We start from the raw sequence: 24,525 nt of genomic DNA, 5'->3' as shown, positions 1-24,525 counted from the left end.
AACCAATTTCAAATCTGTAATAATAGGGAGATTATATGTGAAATTAATTTATTTTATTCTGTATGATGGAGTTTTTACATTATTTTTACGTAAGAACCTGTAATACTATAATAAAGCTTCTTAAAACACTGTGACACGTAATGTTCTACTTTATTATCACCATACCTTTTTTATTAGTTATCTTAAAACTTCTATTAACCAACATACTTGTTCCCCATTTCAAGAAAAAAGAGCAAAAAAAACAGCTAATTCAGAAGGTAGATTGGTCAAGTATAGAAAAAAAGACTGGGATTTTGGAGGCACTTTACAAAAAAGCTCATGCAAAATCCTCTTCGATAAGGTATCGATTATTGCATTTGATTCAAGATAAGGAGTTTATTTATGGAGAAATAGATTTTTTGTCGTTTTATACCATTCTTGAACGAGCCACCCCTTCCACTGAGGATATTTTTTATGACTTAGGTTCGGGCTCGGGAAAAGCAGTATTGAGCACTATATTATTTTTCAATGTTAACAAATCTATTGGTATTGAGTTGTTGCCTCCGCTGTATGAGCAATCGAATACATTGCTTAAAAAAGCAATTCAACGATTTCAACAACATGATGTTGAGAAAGAATACCTACCCCAAATGGAGCGCATTCAATTTATCAATGACAGTTTTTTACATTGTGATTTTGGGGATGCTACTATTATTTACGTGGCAGCTACTTGCCTTACTGATGCGACCTGGAATGAATTAATCTCAAAGATGGCTCGTCTAAAACCAGGAAGCCGAATTATTGTGACCACTCGAATGATACACCACCAACAATTTGAATCTATTTATCAGGGCATAGAATTAATGAGTTGGGGGCTAAGTCCAATTAGGATATATAAAATTAAACAGTAAGTCGTTTGACTGAGTACAACCCATAGGAGATATAACTGAGAACGAGCACTCCATAAACCAAACTCATTCCCGGTACAGCAAAATTACCGCATCGCATAAAAAAGAATAGCACCAAGGTAGGTGTTGCTGCTACAGCCAATAGACGGCAGGAGGCTTTAAATGGGAGTTTAAAGCTGAAAAAAATATCAGAATACAGCTGCACTAATGCGGACAGTAGAAGTAACATAACCCCAAAAACTCCAAAATAAAATAAAGTCACACTGGGAAAGATAAGGATTTGCATCAGAGTATTTAATCTGGAAATCCCAGTGGAATTAATCCACTCTTCACCAGAGAGCAGTCCATTAAGTCCTTTGTCAAAAGTACGTGTATATATGGGGTTGCCAATGTTGTCTTTAGCCAAACCTAAAAACTGTTTATAACTGGGTGGTCTTATAATCATTTTGTTTTTGGTAATTAAAACCGTGAGTTGAGGATATGCCTGATTCATATCAGACACTGTTCCTGTTGTGTCGATTATTGAAACCACTTCTCCTTTGTTATTTTTTATTAAATAAGGCATAGGTTGATTGTAAGTGATCTCGCCATTTTGCATAGTCAGTGGAGGGATCGATTGTATGGGGAATAGAATCTCCTCATTAAAAAAATGATTAAATGCTACGATCACCCGTCCAGATAAAGGAATAGCTCCCAAAATAATGAGGAATAAAAGGTATCCTATCCCCAACCCGTACCAACGCTTCACCACATCAGCATATAAAACAAATGAATAGAATGACGCGTAAAGGGCTTTACTGTATTGTGATAGAGTAGAAAACCAACGATGTAATCGATCGTTCATAAGTACCTCTTGGGGGATATTATCATTTTTACCATAATATGAAATGATTGAGCATTGTTCAGAGTGTTATCGTTCCAAATAATTTAACCAAAAAAAAGAGGTAAGTTATGGAGACAACATCGTTTTAATCCAGCTATTATCGACATAGCGATATTCAAGCACATCTGATAGTTCATCAGTGCGATAAGCATAAAATACCATACGTACAGGTTTTATTCTAAATCCACAATAAAATTCGCTCATTGGTAGCGGTTTGTCCTGATAATTAACGTCAATGTCCTTCTTTGTCTTTTCGAGTTGATGCTTGTTTAAAATGGGTTGGGATGAGGTAGCTGCATAGCTATAAAATCTAATCTGCGCCTCGCGAGGATATGTTTGCCAATATCGTTCATTTTCCTCAGGCAATAAAGACTCAACTACGCCTTCAATAATCACTTCACGCTGTAACAACTCGAACCAAAAAGTGAGTGAAGCACTCGGATTAGTGGTTAACTCAGTCACCTTTCGGGTGCCTTTTTGAGTGAAAAACAATAAGCTTTGTTCACTAATCTCACGAATAGCGACCACTCGTGCATGGGGAATGGACTTTTTTGTTGCAGTAGACAAGACTGCTTGTTGAGGATTGGGTGCACCTTTATGGCGCTCTTCATCTATCCATATATTGAGTTGTTTTATGGGGTCAATCATATTTCTTTATACCGCGCTCTTTAGTGGCCCGTTAGTAAATGACTATAAATAATACAGCATTTCTAGGGCAATCCTTTTTCATCCATTATACAGGTTCATTAATTGCAAAATAAAATTAACCCTATTTTCGATAGTATCTTTTGGTACTTCGATTAAGTCATAGCCACAGACAGTATGTGCTTCCTTAATCGCTTTCCAGGTTTCTATTGCTTCCTGAAAATCCTGTTGTCTTTCCAAATCATATTTATATATCTCAGACCATGGTGGGAAGATAAAAACTGAAGTGTTATATCGATATTGCTGAGTGGCTCGCACTATTTCGGTATTTATTTTGCCACAAAATCGTTGGGAATAACCATATAAGTCCGGAATGCCACGGTCAAAAAAAACGGACTGATTCACCAGCTCCATTCTTTTAAAATCTGCTATGGACTGTTCAAGCATTAAATCACAGAAATTATCTCTATTGCCGGAATGTGTTGCATTGCCATCAACGGCATTTTGAGCTTGGATAATTTTGCGAGCTACTTCAGGCACAACAAGTTGACCTTGTTTGTTTAATTCATTTAATACAGAGGTCTTCCCAGCGCCTGGGCCACCCGTTATTAAGAAAAAATTGGGTTTGTTTATGGGGTGATGAACGGTGCTTTTGGGCATAATGAAAATTCCAGTTATTTCATAATTTAAAAGGTGGACTCATAGGCAGTTTTCATAGCTGATGATTTATTCCAGTTGAAACTTCCCCATCCTGGTGCAATTCCATGTGAGAGATTTGACCTTGTTTATTTTTGATAAAATTAATTTGGATGTCTGGTATTTTTCCAAAAAATTGAGTTTCTGATTCGGGAAAAAGTTGCGTTTTTGGTTGATTTGTTTCTTGTGCGATTAAGTAGCCATTTTTTAGAGAAATAACGAGTTGCTTTAAGGGTGTTAAGCCGTATGGACCAACATAGGGAGCAAAGTTATAAATACCAACATATTGAGCAAGTATTTCAGATGATACATTTATTTCTTTTCTTTCTGAGGGTAATGTAACTGTCTTGCCATGAGCTAGGGTCACCATTTTCAAAGCAAGATCCTGCGCAACATATCCTAATGCATTTAGATTGGCCAATACGATTACTGTCAACTTGTCATCTGGCGAGTAGATTAGTTTTGTATTGAATCCACTGGTGCCACCGGCATGTGTTATTGATTTATGCCCATCTAAAGAATGTATTCTTACTCCGAATCCATAATCATTTTTAAAAGGTTCAATCATTTTCTCTAGTGATGCCGATGATAGTATTTTTCCTCCAAACAATCCTTGTTCCCATAGCAGTAAATCGTGAGTGGTGGAGTAAAGAGAACCTGCTGAATAGGGTATGCTCATATCTAAGTAATCTGCATTACAAAGTCCATTGGGACTCACCATATAGCCAGACGCGCGATGTAATATTATCTCAGAATGGGAGTCATATCCTGAATCGTCCATATCAAGAGGTTTGAAAATATTATGAACAACAAAATCTGCATAGCTTTGACCACTTATTTTTTCAATTAGATATCCTAGGAGTACATAGGCCGAATTGTTGTACTCAAAGTTTGATCCGGGTTGAAAACTTAATGGTTTGTTGCGAAAAAAATCGATTTGTTGTTCTGGTGTTTTGGTACTTGTAGTAAATGCAGCAAAATCTGGAAAACTGGTGTAACTAGGAATTCCAGAAGTGTGGTTTAACAAATGGAAGATAGATACCTTGTCCCAAGCGGAAGGTGCATCTGGCATGTATTGGTTAATGAAATCGCTTATTTTAAGCTTACCCTGCTCTTCAAGCAATAAAATCGCTACGGCTGTAAACTGCTTTGTGAGCGAGGCGATGCGAAATTTTGTAGTTGTTGTATTAGGTATTTGCCACTCAAGATTGGCGTAGCCATAACCTTTATTCAGAATAATATGCCCATGTTGTGCGACAAGAATTGATCCCATGAATTGTTTATCTGCTACATACGACTGTACAACCTGTTCCATGCGCAATGCTTGTTTATTCATCCTCATCCTCATTCTTAACCCAATAATCGGCGGGGCCACCGCCAGGTGTTGGCCTGGTTGATAATGGACTTAGCTTATATGTTGATCCTTTCTCGTTACCACTGGATCCACTAGATTCTTTTTTTCGATTTGCAATGATGGTTTTGTTTGCCGTATCAATTAAAATTTTATCCCTAAGTATTAAGAGCAAATCGTTATCATGTATCGTATTATCATGCTCGAATTTACATACGACAAATAGATAGGCATCATTTTTATCATTAAATTGAGCAATTGTTTTTCTTTCCAAAGAGTCCATGGTTTTTATCACGACTTGGAAAATAAATGGGGCTGCATTATTAAAATCACCATTACCTTCTGCATATTTGGCATGGGTAATGGAAATGTTTTCTTTATTTAATTCATGCAATAGTTCATGGTCATCATATAGTCTATAAATAACGTTTTTTCTTTCCACATCATCTATAGATGATTTTTTTGACATAAAAAATTTTGCGTCATTTAATTCATTAAACTCAGCAATAAATTTTTCTTCCCCTCTTGCATAATGTTCGGTAATTTTAAAATTCATATGACATCTCAACTAAATAGTCATTTTTAATGATAGCATATTGATGTAATAGGGAAGCCGAGTAGGTTCCCTTAAGCACAAAATAACTCTTATTTTTACATGATAAATAAAGTAAAGTGCCGTTTTTATTTTTCAATAGCATTTAAAATGCTTGATACATGTTCTTCGATAGCTCCATCATCCGAACTGAGCGAAAAACTGGCTACTTGTTCATATAAATCATCACGTTCCTGGCGAAGTTTATTTAGAAATGCTTTGTAATCGGCCATAGGTAGTAGTGGACGATTATGAGCAATTCTATCCAATTGCACATCGAGACTTACTTTCAAATTGACCACAAATTCAGAAGATAACAATTCACGGTTTTTTTTATGACAGATGATACTATCATCGGTCGTTACCACTATATTTTCTTTGGTTTTTTGATAAGACAAAATATCTGATAAGCATTGATGGAAGGCGTCTTCACCTTGTTTTCCAATGATTTCCGTTACAGGTCGACCTATTGAAGGAGCCAAGGCAAAATCAGCATCAATGAATTGCCACCCCATTTTTTTTGCAAGTGCTTGGGCTAGAACGCCTTTACCTGCTCCTGAATGACCAACGATAAAAATGCGCTTGTATTTATTCATTTTTAATCTTCTCCAGATGTTGTGTTGCTATTATGATACATAAAATTCTTTCCTCTATAAGCCAGTGTAACTTTTAGTTTAGACCTTAGTTTCTCTATCAGGGTTGATCATGATATAAAGCTATTAACTCTTTGCTCGAGGTGCATCCCAGTAGTTCCATTGTTTTAGCAAGATAATCCTCTACTGTTCTATACGAAATATTCATTGTACGTGCAATTTCTTTTGCGGCTTTTCCTTGAGCCAGTAATTTAAGACAGGCAGCTTGTTGATCGGTTAGCTGTACTGGAAAATGCTCGGTTTTATGAAAAATGGTCAAATCTTTTTTATTTAATTTTAATGGATTAATAGCCGACTCCCTGTCTTTAACGTCTAATACTGAGTTCAGAATACGGAGCACATGCTTGTCAAGGGCATTGTCGTCACTATTAATAGTTATACGGGCCACTTGGTCATACAAGCCATCGCGTTCCTGATGTAGTCTTTCTAGAAATGACAGGAGTTCAGTATTCAGTAACAGTGGGGCAGGTTGACGAGCATTACGCTCGATCTGGACTGGTGTACTCACTTTCAAATTCACAACACATTCTGTTGATAGTAATTGGCGATTCTTTTCGCTGCAAACAATGCTGGCATCAGTAGCCACAACAATGTGCTCTTGATTCATTAGAGTAGCTAATAGTTCAGATTGGCAAGCAGAGAAGCTATTTTCACCTTGTTTTCCTAAAATTTCAGTTAAGGTGCGCCCCATACGAAACTCTAGTCCTAAATCAGCATCGATAAACTGCCAACCCAGTTTTTCTGCCACAGTTTTTGCGACTAAGGCTTTTCCAGCACCTGGATGACCTATAATGAAAATACGTTTATATTGACTCATGATGTTTGCCTCTGGACTCGTTTAGGATTTTAGATGTCATTTAGAAAATGATATCACCATTAAGGTCATAAATAATACAGTATTTCTACGGTAATCCTTTATACAAGAGGGCCGGGTTTCTATTTTGCATCTTATAATGTATCCTATGAAAATGGAGTTAAAGCTCTAATCATAACAATATAGTCTGGGTCTTGGCTGAACGTTGATGTTACAAACCCTGCTTTTTCATAGCATCGAATTGCGTGAATATTATTACTATTTGGATCAACGAGAACAGCCCGGAACTGAGTTAAATATTCTGAGATAAAGCTGTTTATTATTGATTCCCCTATGCCCTTGCCACGATCTTTTGCGTGTGCAATAAAAAGATCTACTCCAGCAAGTTGATTTGGAGTGTATTCTTTAAACAAAGGGTTTTTATAACCTTCTATGCCCTCAGGTAAAGACCCTGTCAGGCAATAATATTGTATAAACCCTATAGCTTTATCATTTTTGATAATGATAAAGCTGGGTACATTTTCTTGGCCTAAAATTCTGGGTAGGTATTTCTTTTGAATATCTTTAAGAGACCAAGCTTGGTTTCTAGCATACAATTGGTTAATCGTTGGTTCTTTGAACCAAGTGTAGAGAAGCACCAGGTCATTTTCGCATAGGTTTTTGAATTGGAGAGAGTTCATTCTGTAGGCCAATTCACGTTTAGATTGGGTAGATTATCAAGATCATATTTTGCGTAGACAAGGGTATCGCTGATTTCACCTGTAATTGGTTTTTTTCTATTTGATTTTAGGGTTGCCTCTAAGGTGTAATTCAGTCGCTCGGGAATCATTCGACTTCTGCTATTATCAAGGTCACAGGTAATGGCCATTCGTTTTACGCCTAATTGTTTGAACGCATATTGTGTAATGGCATTAATCGCTTCGGTCATCAAACCTTCTTTTGCACGAGAGCTGCGTATCCAATATCCTGTCTCAACAGAGGGTACTTCCCAAATAATATGATGAAAGCCAGTTCCGCCAATAAATTCTCCGGTGGTTTTGTCATAAATAAATAGTTGAAGCCACGGTTCTTCATTTCTCTTTAGAATCCAGTTGGCAGCAGCGAGTCGAGCCTGTTCTTCTGAGTCTTCTACAGAGGGCTTTGTTTTAGCCCAATCCATAAATCGATGGAGTTCTTCATAGGATTCTAAAATAGCGGCATTCACTGCCTTACCGTCATTTACTTGGGTGGGTCTTATTAATAACCTGGGGGTTATTATCGGCATGGGTAGGTTTATCAAAATCGGTTTCATTAATTATCCTTGGACTCATCCTTAACAGGTCATAATTTAATAAATCTATTTAGACTTATAACCGACCCAACTAATTCACAGCTGGTATCGGGATCGACTCGAACACTTGCCCAATCTTCATTAAGCGCAATTAATTCAAATGCTGGAGATGTTTTAGAAGCAGAAAGCTGCTTATATTTGCGAATAATCACTTCATTTTCAGAATCAAGCTTAGCCACCACAAAATCTCCTGGATTTGGAGTAGTATCAGGATCAATGATGAGCACATCATTCACTCTGAATTCTGGAGTCATACTGTCATCCCTCACTTCCATCGCAAAGGCATTTGGACCGATACGCTCAGTCAGTCCTGAACTAACTGGGATTAATGCAACCTTTTCAGAGTAGTGCTCCTCTTTGATTTGTTGAATAAATAGCGCAGGATTTGCAGCCTGCTTGTAATCCAGCACTGGAATTAGAGCACCCAAGCCAGGAGTTTTATTTAATCTTCCTTGTTTGTCATCGGACAAACACATTAAAAAGGATGGTGAAACCTCTAGTGCTTTAGCTAGTTGTTTGATTTCTTCGGGGCCAGGGGTTCTTTCGCCGCGTTCGTAATTGTTGATGCGAGAGACTTTTAAATCCTCTGTTAGCTCTGCCAGAGCCTTTCTCGTTAGGCCTTTGGTGGTTCGTTCATGCCTAATTCGTTGTCCTATTTTCTCTTTGATGTTCATTCCATGTTACGTCCATAAAAATACTTAATAAATATGATACCAGATATTGACACATTCTCAATATGTGTTAAGTTCTAATTATAGTTGCTCGATTTGAGTAATTATGCTCATTAAGAGCATTAATATGGGTCGTTAATTTTCAAAATATAACATACAGCAAAATTGATGATTAATTAAGTCAACGGAAGAAGAGGGAGCAATGGAGTTCACTGTTAATGACAACGAGATGGTTGCATTGTGTGGCTTACCGCACATTCAGCAATTAGCTTATTTTAGAGGGATTAGGCCTTATATGAATGTGAAAACCGGGATAGTGGGAATTGATAGGGGGATAAGCTATCAATCAATTGCTGAACAACTGTATATCGAACCACATCAAGGCATCAAAAGTGTTAGCTTTTCTCGTGCACAAACACGCCGTGCAATCGCTGGTCTTGAAAGAGCGGGTCTTATTAAATTCCAATCCAGAGATCATCAATTAATTTTAAAATGCCTTTTAGCGACAAGGGATTATTATGTCCAGAAAAAAGCCGTCACAAAGCCGTCACAGCAAGGCATCAGTCCTGAATTTCAAGAAGTCCTTGATAATAATAGCCAATCGAACTTTAAACCAGTTAAAGCCGACATAGCTAAATGTGCAAAAGCCGACATACCTCATAAAGAGAATAATTATTTATATTTATTTACGCAATTTGAAAAATTTTGGTCGCATTACCCAAGCAAAAAATCCAAACAAAAAGCGTGGCAGGAGTTTAAACAAATCAATCCCGATGATTTTCTAGTGGACAAAATAATCAGCGCTTTGATTGCACAAGTGAAGAATTGGGATGAGCAAGCATTTGCAGGTGATTGGGTTCCTCCATGGAAGTACCCTGCCAACTGGTTAGCCCAACACTGCTGGGATGATGAAATTTCCTCTGTCAGAAAACAGGAGCGTAGCAATGCAAAACATACAACAACTCATGCAAAAAAATCTGCAATCGAAATTTTCTGGGACTCATGTGGAGACACGGACTTCGATTTCAACGAAGAAGAATCCGGGCAATCAAACACAAGCAACGTCGTCCAGTTCAGCAACCCCAGAAGTTCATGACAAGCGGATTGATACCCTGTTTAGCAGGCTTGGAGCGATTTATGGCCATATCTGGTGGAGTAATTTCCAAAACGAACGTGGGTTGGCTGGTGCTAAAAAAGAGTGGTTTGACGCTTTATTGCGTTTTGATAATCAAATTTTGAAAGAAGTTTTGCTCATGCTTCGTGAGGGGAGAGGGTATCCACCAACACTGCCTCAGTTTATTGAAGATTGTAAAGCAATCCAGGGTCGCAGAATTCCTCGCCCTATGAATCAAGATTCCAACAAACCAGCGAGCCGTGAAGTCGCTGAGATGCATATCAAAGCCATGTTAAAAAAATTAAACAGTTAATCAAAACAGGAGTGTTGCCATGCTAGTACTTACCCGCCGTGTTGGAGAGGAAATCCTCATAGACAAAGGCCAGATTCAAATCAAAATTTTATACGTTCGTAGAGGTCACATTGCGGTAGGGATTCATGCGCCGTCAAATGTGGATGTTGATCGCAAAGAAATCTATTTAAGGAAGAAGGCTAATCCTGAGATTGTCACACAGCAAGAAATTGTTTCAGAAACCAATTAATTATCAACTCAGGGCATGAAGCCCTGATGGAGTTTGTTATGTTCAAATTGTTACTTGCTACTTCACTAAGCATCTTAACTTTTACGACCCACGCGCTGGCAGATGTTACTCAGATTAATCGTTATGCAACAGTCGCTAATAAACCTTTAGCTGCTCAAGTTAATCCTTTATTGGCAGTGCAACAAATTCATTTCCCCCAAGAAGTTAAAACTGTTGGTCAGGCAATAAAATGGTGGTTGCAATACTCTGGTTATTCCTTAGCTGTAAAAGAAAAGCAACCCCAAAGTTTGCAGGCAGTAATGCTGCAGACCTTACCTCAAATCGATAGAAATTTAGGCCCTTTAAGCGTTAAAGATGGACTTGAAGTACTTGCGGGACAGCAAGTCTTTTTGCTGGTTGTTAATCCGTTGCTACGGGAAGTGAATTTCAAATTGAAACCTGGCTATCAATCTGTTGTTAAAAAAATAGTAAGGAGTAAATCATGATTTCATTTAATAAACCTGTGAATAAATGGGTATTTATTGCATTAGTTAATGTAGCGATTGTTAGTGGCATTGTCCTTGGAGCAATGCATTCGAATGACAGTACAACAGACAATGATGTCATTAGTTCTCGTTTAAACGACATTCAATCTCAACTCATTACTCTTCAAACAGAAATTAAAAAGCCAGTAGAAAAAATTGATTTAAGTTCCATCAATCAGGATTTTAATAAACTGGCCGGATTAATTGAACAATTGAAATCTACAGATGAAAGCAAATTAAATCAGTTGGTACTTGAAAGCAGATCAGAATTAACCCAGAAGCTCGATACTATCCATAAGGTCGTTAACACTCTGGATAAGAAAGAACACCCCATCAAATATCTACCCGTTACTGTTTTGCCCTTTAAAGTTCTGAGCATAGACAGCATTCAACAAGTCAGTGTAGCTAGTGTTATCTATGATTTTAAAACTGTCCCAATGGAAAGAGGAGATACCCTGGCTGGATGGTCTGTTTTAGAAATTGATTTTGGGAGGCAACACCTTGTATTTGAAAACAGTAATAAAGATCGTGTTCCAGTGAATATGGAACAAGGTGAGCAACATGTTTAAACAAACAGTACTCACTCTCACTTTGTTATCAACTCATACAGTACACGCTGAATTGAATATCCCTGGCATTAATACTCAACCATTGAATACTCAACCATTGAATACTCAAAGTGCACAAGATCAAACTTTAGCGAGAGCTGGGTTAACAGTAAATAATGACGATCTAACTTTGGAGCAAGACGTAAACAAATTAAAGCTCAATGAACAACAACTTCATGAAGCCAAAGTTTGGGAGTTAACCCTTGAGGAAGAAAAGCGTTATGTATTCCTCATGAAGAATCGCAGCAAGATCTATTATCAGGGATTAAGACAAACCCCACTGGATATACTGGGGCTTAATGCCAGAAATGAAGACGAACGCAATCATTTTGCAGAACTTGCAGCAGCTCAGGAAGCCCAGAAAGTCTCTAAAAATATTGCCTGGAATAATGCATTTTATAAAGCCTATAACAAGCTCTTTGCCAATGTACCTGTTGTTGGTGATTTTGATCCATCTCCTTACTCACCCTATGCCCATAAGTCTGTTCAACTAAATCAGGGAGACATCCTTTATCTGTTCATGAAACCAGATGAAGCAGTCAAAACTATTTTGATGATTTTAACTGAAGCAATTGAAAATACTCCTGATACTCGCTTACACCTCATGCTGTTAGATAGTGATGATTTATCAATTCAATTATGGGCTAACAAACATCAAATCCCACAACATCTGATAAACAGTGGTCGTCTTACGCTCAATCATGGCGACCTGAATTATCAATCTCTAAAGGCTAATAAAAAAACCACCCCATTGTTATTACTTTCTAAAAACGGCAGTTCTAGCGTTGTTGATCTGGGGAGGTTTTAAGATGAGAAAGATATCACTAATTGCAGGTTTATTGATGATTACTTCCTGCTATGCCTATCAAGTCATCGATATGGAACACTACATCAAAGAATCGCAAGAGCAACTCACAGAAGAATCACTGAAACTTCAGGCAAAACTGGATGCGCGATTACCTGCGACCAGCAAAGCAACAGTGGGCAAAGTATTAAAACGCAAATTAGAATTAATTAACTTTTCTTATTCTATTTTTATCATTGGCGATGATGCTGTATCTCGTCAATGGTTAAAGGATCATGCACAAGAGTTAGAAAAGATAAATGCTCTGGGTTTTATTACTAATATAGACAGCAGTTCCAGTCTGCTGGAACTTCAGGAATTAATCAAAGCACCATTATTGCCTGCTGATGTAGATGACCTCTTAGCCATCTTCAAAGAAAGCCATTACCCACTGATTTTTAATAAAGGTGAGATATGGCAATAAAAACTCAAACCCAAAAGAAATCCAAAAGAATCATCATGAGCTTGCTGTTACTTGTCTTTATCGGTTGGTTGATTTTATTGGGTTGGGCATTGAGTCTATGGGGAATGAATGGCTTTGATTCAGCCTGGCAAACCATCTATGAACTATCCAAACAACAAACGAGTGCAGTCGCAGAATTTAATGATGCTTCAGTGGCTGAGCACTTCAAGTCATGGGTTACCGCAATACCAACTGAAAAAATGACCGACAAAGTAGGAAAAGTTACTACCGTTATTAAAAGTGAATTGAATACCGTCTTACCAGAAAACAACTCTGAATTAGATCAGATAGTAGATGACTTATTTACCACTACAAAACAAGTTGGGTTACTTATCAGCCTGACTGCTCATGTGATGTTTATCAAGCTGATGATTCTTCTGGCAAGCATTCCATTATTTGCTTTAGCTATGACAGCAGGTTTGGTCGATGGTTTGAATCAACGAGCCATTCGCACCGCCTCGTTGGGACGTGAGTCCTCATATGTATTTCATCAATTAAATCGCTACTTCAAACGTGGTTTGCTGATGTTATTGGCCTTATGGCTAGCAGTTCCTTTGTGTATTACCCCAGCACTAATGTTCGTACCCGTCAGTATCTTATTAAGTGTGATGGTTTCCATTACAGCCAGTCGCTTTAAGAAATATTTGTAAGGAGAAAAAATGAAAAGATTGTTTTTGATTTTAATGCTGAGTATGACTTGCTTTGCGACACAGGCCAGTGAAGAAGCTCTTAATCAAACGTTGGTCAGAGTTATTAACCAAATCAACGCCATCATGCCCTTGCTGGATGAAGCCCAAACGGAAATTGAACCTAATACTCGAATCCAATTACATATTGAATCTTTTGAAGGATCTGATGGCAAGTCGCATCCTGGGTTGCGTAATGATTTATTGGTTATCCGCAATTCACTAATTGATTACATCAATAAGCCCGCCATCGAACCTAAAACTATCAAGCCTTTAGCGCTTGATTTCATTGGTAAGTAGCCATGGGCAAAGTGGATATCGCTAAAACATTTGCCGCCAGCTTCAAGCAAGCGGCAGGTAATACAGCTGCTGGGGTGTACTCAAGTTGCATTCGGTTCATCGCGATCATGATGGTCATTATCGCAGTGATCTGGTGCATCAATCACTTTATGGGCAATGAAGAAAGAGAACAGGATGGTTTTCTCATTCGTCTTGGCTCTCGTTCAATTCGCATTGTAATGGGACTTTGCCTATTCATTCTAATTTTAATCGTAAAGGGGAATTAACCATGAAAAATAAAAACGTCCAGTTGAATCAATGGTGGCAAAAAATCGGTACGGGTTTTATCACTTTAAACTACGCACCAGCCCTGTTTGCTGATAACTGGTTCCCCAAAATTTCTAATGCCGATGATATTAGTGACGGCAATAAAAGCATGATGACGGTGACAGGAAATTACGTTAGACAAGGATTGGGATTATTACTCTTTATTGCTGCGGTAATGAGTTTTATCAAGTTCATCACAACAGTTCAGCACGGTATAGAGGAATCCAAGAAAAATGACGGTTCGATGGTGGCCTTTGGTACTTTTGCGGTGATGGGTATTACTTATCTGGCAATCAGTATTGTTGCAGGTTATGTGGGTTACACCATGATTACCAAATTCAAGATTTAGGTGGCTGCCATGAACCGACCTTCATCACGCCATCTGTCTCATGATTACGAAGCCTACAAAGGGTTAAGTCTGCGTGAACTATTCTGGATTGTCATTGTAGCAACACTAGGTACTAGCTTGCTTTTTACCTTAAGCGGTATACCTGCAGGCTACCCATTGGCTTTTGGTTGCGTTGGTTTTTTGGTGGGTTTTGTTTTGTCCATTACGGTTTGTCCAAAGCGTGTTGCCCGATTAAAAGCGGGCAAACCTTATGGTTATCTAATGAAGAAAACCATTTTAGGGTTTGCACGTTGGGGCATAAGAACTTCGCCTTATCTTTCTCATAAAGGCATCTGGCAAAAATCCAAATTAGTAGGTGAACCTCATGTTTAATTACTGGAAGAAAATCGATAGCTTAAATCATCTCAACCGCCTGTTATTGGCCTTTATCTCAGTGCTTGTATTCATTGTATCTGGACTGATTATCACTCTGGCTAAATCCCCTAATCGTTATGAATTTTGGCTAACCCCTTCAATGGCAACAAATGGTGGATTAATTAAAGCAGAGCAAATTCCTGCTGAGTATGTGCAAGGGTTTGTTGCAACGTTAATGCCTGCTTTAAATACCTGGTCCAAATCAGGTAAAAGTGAGTTCACTAATAACCTCGCCAGTTTCCACTATTACTTCACCCCACGTCATAGACATTTAATGGAGCAAACACTGGCAGCGTATAAAGATGCTCAACTCTTCAATAGAGTTCAAGTGGCTAGTCTTTATCGCTTTATGGAAGACAGTGATGTGAAAGACATAGGCAATAACATGTGGGAAGTACATCTGGTTTTACGCATCACGCAAAGACTTAAAGACAATAGCCCTATGGTCATTGCTGACAAGGTAGTTGATTACCATCTTCGAGTAGTCAAAGTGACCTTATCTCGCCTGCAAAATCCCTTTCAATTAGCTCTCGATGGTTATACCCAACCAGAAGCCCTGGTCAAAGATTTGTTAGCTACACCTTTGGAGGAAAAACAACATGACAAAGTATAAATGGTTGTTCGTATTAATCAGTGTTTTGGTCAGTATGGAGGTTTTCGCACTCGATGCCGAGCATGTGTTATGGGATAAAACGCCTATTCATTTGAGTATTTCTTTAAATGAGGAACGATTAGTTCATTTCCCCCAAGCCATTAGCATTATCGACAACGAAGCTGGCGAAAAAATCGCAGTATTAAAAATTCAGGATGCTCTTTATCTTAAAGGAAAGGAATCTTTTGATAACAAACGCCTGCTCGTTCAGCTTATGCCCCAAGGCGAAGTGATTATTCTTAACTTATCTGCCAATGAGAAAATCACCGCCAATAAACCTGTAGAAATCTTGTTGGAAAATAAAGAAGAATCTAACAACAATCAACCGGAAACGGCTAACAGTTTTGATATCAACTCAATCACATTGACCCGTTTCGCTATCCAATCCCTATATGCCCCACAAAGACTATTAGTCATTCCTGAAGGGGTTGGTCGTATTCCCATGCAAACTAGAAAACAAATAAGTCTGATTTATGGTGCCAGTATGGAGTCTCGTCCTTTGATTTCATGGCATGGAGGTGCCTTTTATGTCACAGCGATCGAATTAAAAAATCTGTTGAATAAAGAGGTAGTTGTTGATCCTCGTCGCATGGTGGGAAATTGGCAAACCGCTACCTTCTATCCCACCAATACATTAGCACCACGAGGTAAAGAAGACACAACCACCGTATTTCTGGTTTCGGATAGACCATTTAATGAGGCCTTGGTTACTGGTAGGGAGTTTGTACGATGAAGAAAAATGCCGGATTAAAAGTATTAACTGGTGCTGTAGTAGGAGTCGCTGCTTTGATACTAATGAATAGTGGTCATCATTCATCTGTACTTGATAAACAACAAAGCGATCCTAATAACTTAAATGAAGCCATAGCCAGTCAATTCAATGACAATATTCGTGATGTTGCGGCCAGACAGCAAGAGACTGAAAAGAAACTGGCGAGTCTTGAGGCGCAGAATAAAATGCTTAAGGAGCAAAACACTCAAGGAAACATTAATGCACCACAAACCAACAATCCAGAGTTAACCAAAGAGCTTGATGCCCTAAAAGAACAAATCGCAGAACTTAAATCCTCACAGGTACAACAACCTCAGGATCAACCTTATTCAATTAATGGTGAGCCTGCAAAAAAACCAATTAAAAAAAGCACTATTAAAGACATAGATCAGTTACTGATGAAAAATGAAAACAATCAAACCGAACTTGCTTATTGGGACAGACTCAATGCCAAGCGTAAATCTTTAACCGAAAAAACTAAAATCAATCTGAAAAAAACAGAAGTAAAAAAATCTATTCCTTTCTACACCATTCCAGCTGGATCGGATCTTGGTCACACCACTTTATTATCCGCATTAATTGGTGAAGTTCCAGTGGAAGGAAAATTAATGCAACCACTTTTTCCCTTTTCAGCAGTTATTAATCGAGGGGATTTAATGGCTGCAAATGGCATCCCTTTACCGCCTAATATTTCAGGGATGAAGGTCAATGGCTATGCCATAGGAGTAGGCTCATTTCTCGATAACATCAGTTGTGCACGAGCTTATGTCACCTCTGCTTTATTTGTCTTTGATGACGGCCATTTTGTAACCGTCGGCAAGGAGCAAATGAATGGAACCGCTGAGATGATTAATAACGAAAGTCTGGGTTATCTGACTACTGCCTTCGGCAACCCATGCATCAAAGGCCAATATTTTACCAATGCTCCGCGTGTATTAACCGCCATGATTGCAGCAGATGGGGTTAAGGGTTTTGGTAATGCATTGTCTCAATGGCAAATGACCTACACGGCCAATGACAATGGCGGAACTGCTACACCAACAGGTTCTATGGGTAAGTACGCTTTAGGCGGTGCGTTATCCCAAGGATCAGTCAAAGCAGCTGATTGGCTGGAAAAAAGGATTCAGGGTAGTTTTGACATGGTATTTGTTCCTGCCAGTGTTGCTTATAAATCAGGGTATAGACCCAATCAATTTTCATTTCATTTAACACAAACCATCAAACTCGATAAAGAAGCGAACGGGAGAGTATTAGATTATGGCCATTCACAACAAACTACGCATGATTTTAGCCTTAGGTAGCACATTGACTTTGAGTGCGTGTGCTTCTTCGATAGTAGCCTCCAAAGCAATACCAGAAGGAGGTTTGACTGTCAGTCAGCTCTATCAGCAAAGCATTAGCGAACCAACACAAAGCTGGTCTGTAAAACGAACACTAAACAAGCCTGTCAATTATGAAGGGTATACACGTGATGCTTCTAATGAAATTCAGAATTTATTTAAGCCCTTAGATAACCCTCAAATTCCAATTTATGTGTTTCCCTATGTGGCTTTAATTGGTGATGAGCAATTGATTAAACCTGGCTACACCACAGGATTTTTTCTCTACAAACAAAACCAGTTTGCTTTGGCATCTGAACAATATTGAGGGGATGGTATGAAGCTATTATTGAATGAAGCCAGCGATTGGTTGTTAGGTTCTAAATCCAGGAGTGCTATTACAGAAAAGGAAGTTAAGAAAGGGTATAACAATCCCCATCCTTCATTACCTGATCAACTCGCTATAGTCGATTTTTGTGATAAACAAAATCTTTTTTTGTTAAATGATGGGATCAGTATCGGCTCAGGATTTGAATTAGCCAGCATACCTGCAGAAGCCGCATCTCCTGCTCATCTAGAGTCAGTTTTTAATAAAATTCGTGACACTTTTGCAGCAGTAGTTCCCTTACATAAAGACGATCCTTGGGTAATGCAAATGTATGTCAATGATGAGTACAGCTTAAAACCTGTTTTGAATCACATCACAAATAATCTTGATCCCAAAATCGCTCAAATGTCCTTTACTCAGGATTATCTGGCCAGACTCGATGATCTATTCGCCAAGATGGTAAGACCAGAGGGTTTATTCTTAGATCCTAAAACTGATATGCCTTATCGCGGTAGAAGAAGACGCGTTCGTGTTTTGTTTTATCGTTTATATAAACAAATTCAAACAACACGAGATAAGGCACTGCTGGAACATCAAGAAGTGATGGCGCAGATTGAAAGCAAACTGAAATCACCTGGCTTACAACTCAAAAGACTAACAGGTAAGGACTATTACCAATGGTGGGTACGCTGGTTTAATCCTGAACCTGCAATGACTAATGGCAATATTGAGGAACTACTTAGTCGCTTTCCTTACCCCAAAGAAAAACAACCCGCTGGATATAATTTAAGTCAGGCTATATTTTTTACCCCACCTGAAAGTAATGAAAAGGGTTTTGTATTTGATGATTATCAGCATCGAATATTATATGTAGATGGTTTAAGAGAAGCGCCTGAAACAGGTTTGTTGTCTCGTGAGAAACCTCAAGCAAATCCCAAACATCGTTATGCATTATTAGACAAATTACCAGAGGGAGCAATCTATACCATTCAGGTTACTTTTAGTAATGATGAAGCTCTTGATGCTCATTTAATGCGACTTGAAAAAGGTATCATTGGTACCAGTTTAAAACCGCAACAGGTCAGAGATGATATTAAAACTGCCCGAGATGAATTATCAATGGGCAACAGATTATTTTGGGTTAATCAGGCGATATTTTATCGTGCAAAAACTGAAGAACAGGCAATTCAAATTGAAAAAGACCTAAAGGACTTGTTCATTGATGCCAAAATGCCTTTAATACCTTCCAGTTATGATCTTCATCCAATCAACAGTTACCTTAATGCATTACCCTTTAATTTTGTGCCAACTTTTGCACGTCAGTATTTACGATTTGACCGTTTAATCTATGCCTCAGAATTAGCGGCGTTACTTCCAGTTTATGGTCGTAATCAAGGTGCGCGACATCTACCTTGTCTTACTTTCTTTAATCGTCTGGGTGAGCCTGTATTATTTGATCCACTACACACTGACTTCATTAGCCAAAATTCCCATATGGCGCTTTTCGCTAATTCAGGTGGTGGGAAATCCGTAGCTGCGGGATGGATAATTAATACATTAATGGCTACCAAAAACGCGCGTATTGTACTGTTTGAAATGGGTAATTCTTTTGACCGTTTTCTCACCCATTGTCGAGCCAAGGGAAAAAGTGTCAAACAATTATTATTAAGTAATCAAAAAAGCAAAGCTGTTCCTTTAAACCCATTTTGTGAAGCCTACAAAGCGCTTGATGAAATCAGCAGTAATTTAAGTGATGAAAAGGCCAAACACTTAGCTGAAAAAATAATGCAGATGAAAGAAGGTTTACATGAGGCTGCAAATTCTGTTGAGCAGGCGTGTAACGAAGAATCACGTAACTATTTGGCTGAGTTGTCACTTGCTTTGCGTACCATGATTACAGAGGCTAATGATTTAGAAGAAAAAAGCTTCACTCTAGCTGATGAAACCATACTAATTGAAGTCTTAAGTGATGCCATATTAACCTCCTTCAATGCCAATATTCCGCAGATGCTAACGGAACATGTATTGGCTGCCTTTGCCAGAAGAATGGAAAAAGAGACAGTTCCTCGCAAAAAAGATCGTATTTTAGATATGCATGACCGATTAAAAAGTTATGTAATTAATAGTAATAAATCACGCTTTTTTAATGTACCAACAGAACCTTTAGGTGATTTTGATATTTTCCATGTCGATGTATCAGCTATTAAAGATGATAAAGGGAAATTGGCTCTGGTTATGGTATCGCTCTTACCACGTATTCTTGCTATGGCTGAAGAAAACCAAAATAACAATCGCCCAACTTTTCTCTTTTTTGACGAAGCCCATATCCAGTTTCAAATTCCATCTGTGGTCACATGCGCACTGCTTGTAGCTAAAGTTGCACGTAAACTGGGCTTGTGGCTCGTTCCCAGTACCCAAAATGTCGCAGACATGAATTCTGAAATGGCCACCAAGATTTTATCACTGATTGAAACATGGATTTTATTAGGCATTGATGAAAAGGAACTGGTTGATGTCCAAAAATTCAAACAATTAACTCCTGAGCAAATAGCGCTTATTCGTGACATTGATTCGCAAAAAGGACTTTACGCTGAGGCAGTCTTACTCGGCTCACGTTATCAAGGATTATTTCGCGTCATTCCAACACGCTACATCTTGGCGTTATTACTCAATGAAAAAGCAGAAAAAGCCGAACGTCATGCACTAGAAGAACAATACGATGTTCTTAAAGCAGCTGAGATTGTGGCTAGCAGATTGGAGAACAAAGTACGCAATCAAAATGATGGAGGTTATTTTTATGAGGATTAACCATTCTATATTATTTGCATTGTTCTTTGGTTCCACAGTTCTGCATGCACAGGAAAGTATTAAACCACCCAATCCTATTAGTAGTTTTGGTATTGCAACCAAAGTTATTAGTAAAATATTTACCAATAGCCATTATAAAGTGATAGGCAGTTGCACTTGGGCGGTTGGCAAGTTGCCACCCAAACTGGTTCCTGTACCAGCAGTGGAGCAGTTTCTTCCTGATTTAATTGTCACCGTTGCCAATAGACCTGAAACCAATCCATGGATAGAGGCTAAAGCTTTGTTTGAAAATCCTGCCAGTCAGGCGTTGTATAAACAAACTTATAAGTTGGCGACAGGTTCAGATTTGGGTTTTGGTGAAGATGCAGGACAGATTAATTCAATGCACATTAATGATGAGCGAACCAGAATCGTTGATGTGATAGGTAGTCCTGCTGGATTATATCGTTTTCCTTACCTTTCACACCGTCCCGAAACACGATTCGGATTTCCCTATTACATTAGTGTAGCTGATGCTGTATCTGATAGAACTGAAATAGCTGAAATTGCTTATATGGCTACTCATCCTCAATTACTGTTTAACCACGATATTGGCAGTCAGACTGATATTTGGGGACATGAAATTCCACGATTAATGAGGGTAACGCAACCTTCACGGTTTCGAGCCTCAATAGTTGCTGCCATGCATGCTGCCGATATCGTTACCAACAAAAACAGTCTGCATGTCACCCAAAGTACCAGCAATTCTTGTGGCCCAAATTGTGTTGTTTCCAATGTGATTTTTGACCCAAAACGTAAGCAGGTAATTTGGCAGGAAGTTTATCCCAAGCATCGTAATATAGACCCAACTGACTCAAGTGATATGGGCATAGAAGATGATAAAGCAGGAAATGGAAATTATGTCTTTGTTGTTTGGCGTAAATATCGTGGCTGCGTTCAGCATGAAGGAAAATACATCCTTGCTCTGTCATTTCCCAAAGTAGGTCAACCTCAAAAACGATAGGAAGAAATTATGAATAAAACAACAATTGCACTAATTATTTGTTTCCTGCCATCAATCTTGTTTGCTAGTTCATTTATGCCCAATGAATCAGATTATTATTATAAATTGGGAGGTTCATCCAATTTATATATACCTCCTGTCAATAACGATCAAACTATAACAATAGGTGGAAATTTTGATGGTCGTCTGGGTTTTACCTGTAGTGGTTTTAATCCGGTCGTCTCGATCACCAATACTTTTCAGGATATGAAATCTTCGGCAATGAATATTCCTGGTGGAGTTATTGATAATTTAAAAGGCTCAGTTGTTGGATACCCCATGTATAAACTACAGCAATCCATGCCAGCACTTTATAACGTCCTGCAAAATACTGCTTCTGGTGCGTTAAATGAATTTGCCGTCAAAGTGAAGGATTGTCAGGACGTTAAAAAGACTTTGGAAGAAGGTCAATCGCCCATGGAAAGCATGTTATCAGTTTCAGACAGTCAAGGCTGGTTGGATGCTGCCAAACGTGCAAAAACAGAAAATGTGGATGTTACTGCAACTGCCAAAAATATTGCGAAGAAAAGAGACGAATATGGTTTGCCCTGGATAGGACATGAAGCAGGTAATGCAGGTGGTAAGTATCAAAGACCAATTAAAGTCATTAATGATGTGGTGATAGCTGGTTACAACATTCTACTAAACCGAAAACCTTTAAATAACGATAAAAAACCAGATGTAATCACACCAATGACTCAGAACTGGAAAACTCCAATGGAGGCGGCTGACTGGGCAGTAAAAATTTTAGGAGATATTCATGTCAGCGCCAGTGAAGATAAAAACGATAAAACCAAACATGATGCCAAAGCAGGTATAGGATTATCTGCTTTATTACAAAGCTGCGATAGTAGCAACACATGCACCTCTAATGTAGCCAAAGCACTGTGGAAATTGGTTGATAAACAATGGCCTTTGACTGAAGAAAAGCTCAGATTAGTGAGCGCATCTAATTTGATGATTACCGATGAAATCATCATCACTATTCAACGTCTGCCTCGTGAAGAACAAATTCTCACAGTGTCCAAACTAGCCGAACAAATTGCCGTACAAAACATGCTGGATAAGGCATTGATGATGCGCAAAATTCTCCAAGCTGGATTACAAGTACAAGAAGTACAAAACCTGAAACCTGCCTTGGATATGGTGCGGTTTGCATTAAAAAAGCTGGATGACGATATTCATTCACTGGCATTTGAAAGTGAAGTACGCAAAAAAATGATGACAGAAACTCTAACTATGTTAATGGACATGCGCTCCAATGAAATAGCCAAAGGTTTACCCGGTGATGATCATGAGCAATCAAGTGTGAAAAATGGAGCAGTGTATGTGAAACCCCAAACCAACTTCAAAGGAGATTGATATGGTAGTCTTTAGTCCATTATCCCTCTACACCACCTATTTAGGTTGGCAGCAATATGAGGTGTTGTTCAATGCCCTGTGGCAAACAGGGCTACTTTATCTTGGCTTTCTTATGGTGGGCTATCGGTTTTTGAAAAATGTCCTGGCTCCAGCGGGATCTACCCATCATGCAGCCGAACATGCCTTAAATAATTTTCTTTATGAATTGGCAATGACATTCTTAATTTGCGGGATATTCGTTTATCCCTGTGTCCCTCTGGAAGAAAAAGCTCTAAGTTTTAAACCCATGTGTGGAATTAAAAAGGGTTCTGATGCCAAGACTTCTACATTAAAAGATACCGGAACTACTTACGATGAAGCCTTCGCAGATGTTTTGACCCCCAGTGTCAAAATGCCTATAGGATTTGCTATTTTGCAAAACTATATGTCTGGGATCACTTATGGCCTAATGAAAGTAACAGGGTGTACTGATAGCTTACAAGCCATCGAAGGCGATTTAATTTCCACATATCTACCAACAGAAGTTCGGGAACAAGCCCTAAAATTTCATAGGCAATGTTTTTTGGAGGCCAGAAATAGTTATCACAATGAACCATATGACAAGGCCAAGGTAAAAGAAATCCTGAAAAAATATGGTGGTGAAGAAGATCTGAAATGGATAGGTTCAAAAGTCTATCAAACTCTGTATTACGGCAAAATTCATGCACGACAACCTGTACCAGGATTTAGTTTTAAAGAAGCTCCCAATAGCAATTTGGAAAAGGCTGCTCAACGAGGTGATATTGATTCAAAACACTTGCCAGAGGAAGGTTATCCAACATGTAATCAATGGTGGGGTAAACTAAAAACAGATTTGGTGAAAGTCGCCAATGAAGCTAGTGTTTTTGATAGCCATCTGAATTATTTCGCTGTATTAGACAGAGTTCGTACTTTTAAAACTAACCATCCCAAAGCGTGGGGTTCGCAATTAAGTTCAGAAGATTACATCGCCAAAATGCTGCTTAACGATAGTCGTGATATGCAAGCTAACAGTGTTAAAAATCTTATGGATAATACTAATGGTGCATTCGGTGGTGCCATATCCCATGGACTGGTTAACATGGGGCAATGGACAAAATCATGGACTTCAACACCATTGAAACGGGAAGCTATTATGCAAACACTACCTGTAATGCAAGCCTTCCTATATTTTTTCTTGATTATTATGACTCCAGTTATTTTGGCTTTAAGCGGCTATAACCCTAAAGCATTAGGCAGCATCTGTGGATTATTCATCATGGCTATTTTTCTGCAATACCTCTGGCATTTGGTTGGTTTTGTTGAACGGAGTGTACTTGATCCTTTGGGCCAAAATGATGCCGTTTCAGCCATGCGTAATATGGCTGTGATGTTTTATTTCATTGCACCTATGTTGTTGTTGAAACTGTCCAGTCATTTTGGTGGAGAGGCAGGGGCAGGGTTATCTAGTTTGATAAATGAAGCGGGCCAACAAAGTGATAAAGTTGCTAACTCAGCATCAGACACTATAAGACAAGGAGCAAAAATAGCCAGTGCGGGGAAAATGCTATGA

31 protein-coding genes are annotated in these 24,525 nt (G+C 38.6%); 21 read left to right on the top strand and 10 right to left on the bottom strand.

The window, feature by feature from the left end:
- Positions 1–140: 140 nt before the first annotated feature.
- Complete coding sequence (locus LFA_RS11190; RefSeq protein ID WP_045096262.1) at positions 141–890, top strand: class I SAM-dependent methyltransferase; 750 nt, start codon at positions 141–143, stop codon at positions 888–890.
- Here LFA_RS11190 and LFA_RS11185 read toward each other — a convergent pair.
- From LFA_RS11185 to LFA_RS11140, 10 genes are all read right to left on the bottom strand, one after another.
- Complete coding sequence (locus tag LFA_RS11185) at positions 880–1,731, bottom strand: DUF1189 family protein (protein WP_045096261.1); 852 nt, start codon at positions 1,729–1,731, stop codon at positions 880–882. The two genes, LFA_RS11190 and LFA_RS11185, sit on opposite strands and share 11 nt — an antisense overlap.
- A 105-nt stretch (positions 1,732–1,836) precedes the next feature.
- Positions 1,837–2,418: a pyridoxine/pyridoxamine 5'-phosphate oxidase gene (locus LFA_RS11180; RefSeq protein ID WP_045096260.1), complete on the bottom strand. Its 582-nt coding sequence runs from the start codon at positions 2,416–2,418 to the stop codon at positions 1,837–1,839.
- 78 nt (positions 2,419–2,496) lie between these two features.
- Positions 2,497–3,075: an AAA family ATPase gene (locus LFA_RS11175; protein ID WP_045096259.1), complete on the bottom strand. Its 579-nt coding sequence runs from the start codon at positions 3,073–3,075 to the stop codon at positions 2,497–2,499.
- Between the two features lie 52 nt (positions 3,076–3,127).
- Positions 3,128–4,447 carry a serine hydrolase gene (locus LFA_RS11170; RefSeq protein WP_052673945.1) on the bottom strand — a complete coding sequence of 440 codons (1,320 nt, stop codon included), beginning with the start codon at positions 4,445–4,447 and terminating at the stop codon, positions 3,128–3,130.
- Positions 4,440–5,018 (bottom strand): hypothetical protein, encoded by a 579-nt coding sequence (locus LFA_RS11165; RefSeq protein ID WP_045096257.1) that lies wholly within the window; start codon positions 5,016–5,018, stop codon positions 4,440–4,442. Before LFA_RS11165 ends, LFA_RS11170 begins: the two co-directional genes overlap by 8 nt.
- Positions 5,019–5,143: 125 nt before the next feature.
- On the bottom strand, positions 5,144–5,650 hold the full coding sequence (locus LFA_RS11160) for a shikimate kinase (protein WP_045096256.1): 507 nt from the start codon (positions 5,648–5,650) through the stop codon (positions 5,144–5,146).
- Between the two features lie 97 nt (positions 5,651–5,747).
- Positions 5,748–6,524, bottom strand: coding sequence for a shikimate kinase (locus LFA_RS11155; RefSeq protein WP_045096255.1), 777 nt, complete (start codon positions 6,522–6,524; stop codon positions 5,748–5,750).
- A 143-nt stretch (positions 6,525–6,667) separates the two neighbouring features.
- Entirely contained in the window at positions 6,668–7,201 is a 534-nt protein-coding gene (locus LFA_RS11150) for a GNAT family N-acetyltransferase (RefSeq protein ID WP_045096254.1), read from the bottom strand.
- Positions 7,198–7,812: a GNAT family N-acetyltransferase gene (locus LFA_RS11145; RefSeq protein ID WP_045096253.1), complete on the bottom strand. Its 615-nt coding sequence runs from the start codon at positions 7,810–7,812 to the stop codon at positions 7,198–7,200. Before LFA_RS11145 ends, LFA_RS11150 begins: the two co-directional genes overlap by 4 nt.
- 29 nt (positions 7,813–7,841) lie before the next feature.
- Entirely contained in the window at positions 7,842–8,525 is a 684-nt protein-coding gene (locus LFA_RS11140; protein ID WP_045096252.1) for a LexA family protein, read from the bottom strand.
- Between the two features lie 199 nt (positions 8,526–8,724).
- Between LFA_RS11140 and LFA_RS11135 the strand changes: the two genes are divergently transcribed.
- The 20 genes from LFA_RS11135 (at position 8,725) to LFA_RS11040 (ending at position 24,525) form a co-directional block, all read left to right on the top strand.
- Positions 8,725–9,618, top strand: a complete 894-nt coding sequence (locus LFA_RS11135; RefSeq protein WP_045096251.1) for a hypothetical protein — start codon at positions 8,725–8,727, stop codon at positions 9,616–9,618.
- A gap of 82 nt (positions 9,619–9,700) precedes the next feature.
- Positions 9,701–9,949 carry a Vir protein gene (locus LFA_RS11130; RefSeq protein ID WP_231865837.1) on the top strand — a complete coding sequence of 83 codons (249 nt, stop codon included), beginning with the start codon at positions 9,701–9,703 and terminating at the stop codon, positions 9,947–9,949.
- 19 nt (positions 9,950–9,968) lie between these two features.
- Positions 9,969–10,178, top strand: a complete 210-nt coding sequence (locus LFA_RS11125; RefSeq protein ID WP_045096250.1) for a carbon storage regulator — start codon at positions 9,969–9,971, stop codon at positions 10,176–10,178.
- A 38-nt stretch (positions 10,179–10,216) separates the two neighbouring features.
- Positions 10,217–10,663, top strand: a complete 447-nt coding sequence (gene pilL2, locus LFA_RS11120; RefSeq protein ID WP_045096249.1) for a PFGI-1 class ICE element type IV pilus protein PilL2 — start codon at positions 10,217–10,219, stop codon at positions 10,661–10,663.
- On the top strand, positions 10,660–11,271 hold the full coding sequence (locus LFA_RS11115) for a hypothetical protein (RefSeq protein WP_045096248.1): 612 nt from the start codon (positions 10,660–10,662) through the stop codon (positions 11,269–11,271). Before pilL2 ends, LFA_RS11115 begins: the two co-directional genes overlap by 4 nt.
- Complete coding sequence (locus LFA_RS11110) at positions 11,264–12,118, top strand: TIGR03759 family integrating conjugative element protein (protein WP_045096247.1); 855 nt, start codon at positions 11,264–11,266, stop codon at positions 12,116–12,118. The genes LFA_RS11115 and LFA_RS11110 overlap by 8 nt, the downstream gene beginning before the upstream one ends.
- 1 nt (position 12,119) lies before the next feature.
- Positions 12,120–12,578, top strand: a complete 459-nt coding sequence (locus LFA_RS11105) for a PFL_4695 family integrating conjugative element protein (RefSeq protein ID WP_045096246.1) — start codon at positions 12,120–12,122, stop codon at positions 12,576–12,578.
- A complete protein-coding gene (locus LFA_RS11100) occupies positions 12,569–13,267 on the top strand; it encodes a TIGR03747 family integrating conjugative element membrane protein (RefSeq protein WP_045096245.1) in 699 nt (232 codons plus the stop codon). Before LFA_RS11105 ends, LFA_RS11100 begins: the two co-directional genes overlap by 10 nt.
- Before the next feature lie 9 nt (positions 13,268–13,276).
- Positions 13,277–13,603: a hypothetical protein gene (locus tag LFA_RS11095; RefSeq protein WP_045096244.1), complete on the top strand. Its 327-nt coding sequence runs from the start codon at positions 13,277–13,279 to the stop codon at positions 13,601–13,603.
- A gap of 2 nt (positions 13,604–13,605) precedes the next feature.
- Positions 13,606–13,869, top strand: coding sequence for a hypothetical protein (locus LFA_RS11090; RefSeq protein ID WP_040534879.1), 264 nt, complete (start codon positions 13,606–13,608; stop codon positions 13,867–13,869).
- Between the two features lie 2 nt (positions 13,870–13,871).
- Positions 13,872–14,258 (top strand): hypothetical protein, encoded by a 387-nt coding sequence (locus LFA_RS11085; protein ID WP_045096243.1) that lies wholly within the window; start codon positions 13,872–13,874, stop codon positions 14,256–14,258.
- Between the two features lie 9 nt (positions 14,259–14,267).
- A complete protein-coding gene (locus tag LFA_RS11080; protein ID WP_045096242.1) occupies positions 14,268–14,630 on the top strand; it encodes a TIGR03750 family conjugal transfer protein in 363 nt (120 codons plus the stop codon).
- On the top strand, positions 14,623–15,285 hold the full coding sequence (locus LFA_RS11075; RefSeq protein WP_045096241.1) for a DUF2895 family protein: 663 nt from the start codon (positions 14,623–14,625) through the stop codon (positions 15,283–15,285). Before LFA_RS11080 ends, LFA_RS11075 begins: the two co-directional genes overlap by 8 nt.
- Positions 15,272–16,057 carry a TIGR03749 family integrating conjugative element protein gene (locus LFA_RS11070; protein ID WP_045096240.1) on the top strand — a complete coding sequence of 262 codons (786 nt, stop codon included), beginning with the start codon at positions 15,272–15,274 and terminating at the stop codon, positions 16,055–16,057. The genes LFA_RS11075 and LFA_RS11070 overlap by 14 nt, the downstream gene beginning before the upstream one ends.
- Entirely contained in the window at positions 16,054–17,397 is a 1,344-nt protein-coding gene (locus LFA_RS11065; RefSeq protein ID WP_045096239.1) for a TIGR03752 family integrating conjugative element protein, read from the top strand. The genes LFA_RS11070 and LFA_RS11065 overlap by 4 nt, the downstream gene beginning before the upstream one ends.
- Entirely contained in the window at positions 17,354–17,743 is a 390-nt protein-coding gene (locus tag LFA_RS11060) for a TIGR03751 family conjugal transfer lipoprotein (protein ID WP_045096238.1), read from the top strand. The genes LFA_RS11065 and LFA_RS11060 overlap by 44 nt, the downstream gene beginning before the upstream one ends.
- 9 nt (positions 17,744–17,752) lie before the next feature.
- Positions 17,753–20,551 carry a conjugative transfer ATPase gene (locus LFA_RS11055; protein WP_045096237.1) on the top strand — a complete coding sequence of 933 codons (2,799 nt, stop codon included), beginning with the start codon at positions 17,753–17,755 and terminating at the stop codon, positions 20,549–20,551.
- Positions 20,541–21,554, top strand: coding sequence for a TIGR03756 family integrating conjugative element protein (locus LFA_RS11050; protein WP_045096236.1), 1,014 nt, complete (start codon positions 20,541–20,543; stop codon positions 21,552–21,554). Before LFA_RS11055 ends, LFA_RS11050 begins: the two co-directional genes overlap by 11 nt.
- A 9-nt stretch (positions 21,555–21,563) precedes the next feature.
- Complete coding sequence (locus LFA_RS11045; protein ID WP_045096235.1) at positions 21,564–22,955, top strand: integrating conjugative element protein; 1,392 nt, start codon at positions 21,564–21,566, stop codon at positions 22,953–22,955.
- A gap of 1 nt (position 22,956) precedes the next feature.
- Positions 22,957–24,525: a conjugal transfer protein TraG N-terminal domain-containing protein gene (locus tag LFA_RS11040; protein ID WP_045096234.1), complete on the top strand. Its 1,569-nt coding sequence runs from the start codon at positions 22,957–22,959 to the stop codon at positions 24,523–24,525.

The sequence above is a fragment of the Legionella fallonii LLAP-10 genome (assembly GCF_000953135.1).
Lineage (GTDB): Bacteria > Pseudomonadota > Gammaproteobacteria > Legionellales > Legionellaceae > Legionella > Legionella fallonii.
The sequence above is the reverse complement of the archived record's forward strand: the minus strand, read 5'-3'. Positions and strand labels throughout refer to the sequence as shown.

Bases quoted from the DNA above. Each gene is read 5' to 3' on its own strand.
- LFA_RS11075 (WP_045096241.1), top strand. From the start codon at position 14,623: ATGTTTAATTACTGGAAGAAAATCGATAGCTTAAATCATCTCAACCGC.
- LFA_RS11150 (WP_045096254.1), bottom strand. From the start codon at position 7,201: ATGAACTCTCTCCAATTCAAAAACCTATGCGAAAATGACCTGGTGCTT.
- LFA_RS11060 (WP_045096238.1), top strand. From the start codon at position 17,354: ATGGCCATTCACAACAAACTACGCATGATTTTAGCCTTAGGTAGCACA.
- LFA_RS11175 (WP_045096259.1), bottom strand. From the start codon at position 3,075: ATGCCCAAAAGCACCGTTCATCACCCCATAAACAAACCCAATTTTTTC.
- LFA_RS11185 (WP_045096261.1), bottom strand. From the start codon at position 1,731: ATGAACGATCGATTACATCGTTGGTTTTCTACTCTATCACAATACAGT.
- LFA_RS11090 (WP_040534879.1), top strand. From the start codon at position 13,606: ATGGGCAAAGTGGATATCGCTAAAACATTTGCCGCCAGCTTCAAGCAA.
- LFA_RS11155 (WP_045096255.1), bottom strand. From the start codon at position 6,524: ATGAGTCAATATAAACGTATTTTCATTATAGGTCATCCAGGTGCTGGA.
- LFA_RS11085 (WP_045096243.1), top strand. From the start codon at position 13,872: ATGAAAAATAAAAACGTCCAGTTGAATCAATGGTGGCAAAAAATCGGT.
- LFA_RS11055 (WP_045096237.1), top strand. From the start codon at position 17,753: ATGAAGCTATTATTGAATGAAGCCAGCGATTGGTTGTTAGGTTCTAAA.
- LFA_RS11105 (WP_045096246.1), top strand. From the start codon at position 12,120: ATGAGAAAGATATCACTAATTGCAGGTTTATTGATGATTACTTCCTGC.
- LFA_RS11140 (WP_045096252.1), bottom strand. From the start codon at position 8,525: ATGAACATCAAAGAGAAAATAGGACAACGAATTAGGCATGAACGAACC.
- LFA_RS11110 (WP_045096247.1), top strand. From the start codon at position 11,264: ATGTTTAAACAAACAGTACTCACTCTCACTTTGTTATCAACTCATACA.
- LFA_RS11180 (WP_045096260.1), bottom strand. From the start codon at position 2,418: ATGATTGACCCCATAAAACAACTCAATATATGGATAGATGAAGAGCGC.
- LFA_RS11190 (WP_045096262.1), top strand. From the start codon at position 141: ATGTTCTACTTTATTATCACCATACCTTTTTTATTAGTTATCTTAAAA.
- LFA_RS11135 (WP_045096251.1), top strand. From the start codon at position 8,725: ATGGAGTTCACTGTTAATGACAACGAGATGGTTGCATTGTGTGGCTTA.
- LFA_RS11095 (WP_045096244.1), top strand. From the start codon at position 13,277: ATGAAAAGATTGTTTTTGATTTTAATGCTGAGTATGACTTGCTTTGCG.
- LFA_RS11040 (WP_045096234.1), top strand. From the start codon at position 22,957: ATGGTAGTCTTTAGTCCATTATCCCTCTACACCACCTATTTAGGTTGG.
- LFA_RS11160 (WP_045096256.1), bottom strand. From the start codon at position 5,650: ATGAATAAATACAAGCGCATTTTTATCGTTGGTCATTCAGGAGCAGGT.
- LFA_RS11050 (WP_045096236.1), top strand. From the start codon at position 20,541: ATGAGGATTAACCATTCTATATTATTTGCATTGTTCTTTGGTTCCACA.
- LFA_RS11145 (WP_045096253.1), bottom strand. From the start codon at position 7,812: ATGAAACCGATTTTGATAAACCTACCCATGCCGATAATAACCCCCAGG.
- LFA_RS11115 (WP_045096248.1), top strand. From the start codon at position 10,660: ATGATTTCATTTAATAAACCTGTGAATAAATGGGTATTTATTGCATTA.
- LFA_RS11125 (WP_045096250.1), top strand. From the start codon at position 9,969: ATGCTAGTACTTACCCGCCGTGTTGGAGAGGAAATCCTCATAGACAAA.
- pilL2 (WP_045096249.1), top strand. From the start codon at position 10,217: ATGTTCAAATTGTTACTTGCTACTTCACTAAGCATCTTAACTTTTACG.
- LFA_RS11100 (WP_045096245.1), top strand. From the start codon at position 12,569: ATGGCAATAAAAACTCAAACCCAAAAGAAATCCAAAAGAATCATCATG.
- LFA_RS11065 (WP_045096239.1), top strand. From the start codon at position 16,054: ATGAAGAAAAATGCCGGATTAAAAGTATTAACTGGTGCTGTAGTAGGA.
- LFA_RS11170 (WP_052673945.1), bottom strand. From the start codon at position 4,447: ATGAATAAACAAGCATTGCGCATGGAACAGGTTGTACAGTCGTATGTA.
- LFA_RS11080 (WP_045096242.1), top strand. From the start codon at position 14,268: ATGAACCGACCTTCATCACGCCATCTGTCTCATGATTACGAAGCCTAC.
- LFA_RS11070 (WP_045096240.1), top strand. From the start codon at position 15,272: ATGACAAAGTATAAATGGTTGTTCGTATTAATCAGTGTTTTGGTCAGT.
- LFA_RS11165 (WP_045096257.1), bottom strand. From the start codon at position 5,018: ATGAATTTTAAAATTACCGAACATTATGCAAGAGGGGAAGAAAAATTT.
- LFA_RS11045 (WP_045096235.1), top strand. From the start codon at position 21,564: ATGAATAAAACAACAATTGCACTAATTATTTGTTTCCTGCCATCAATC.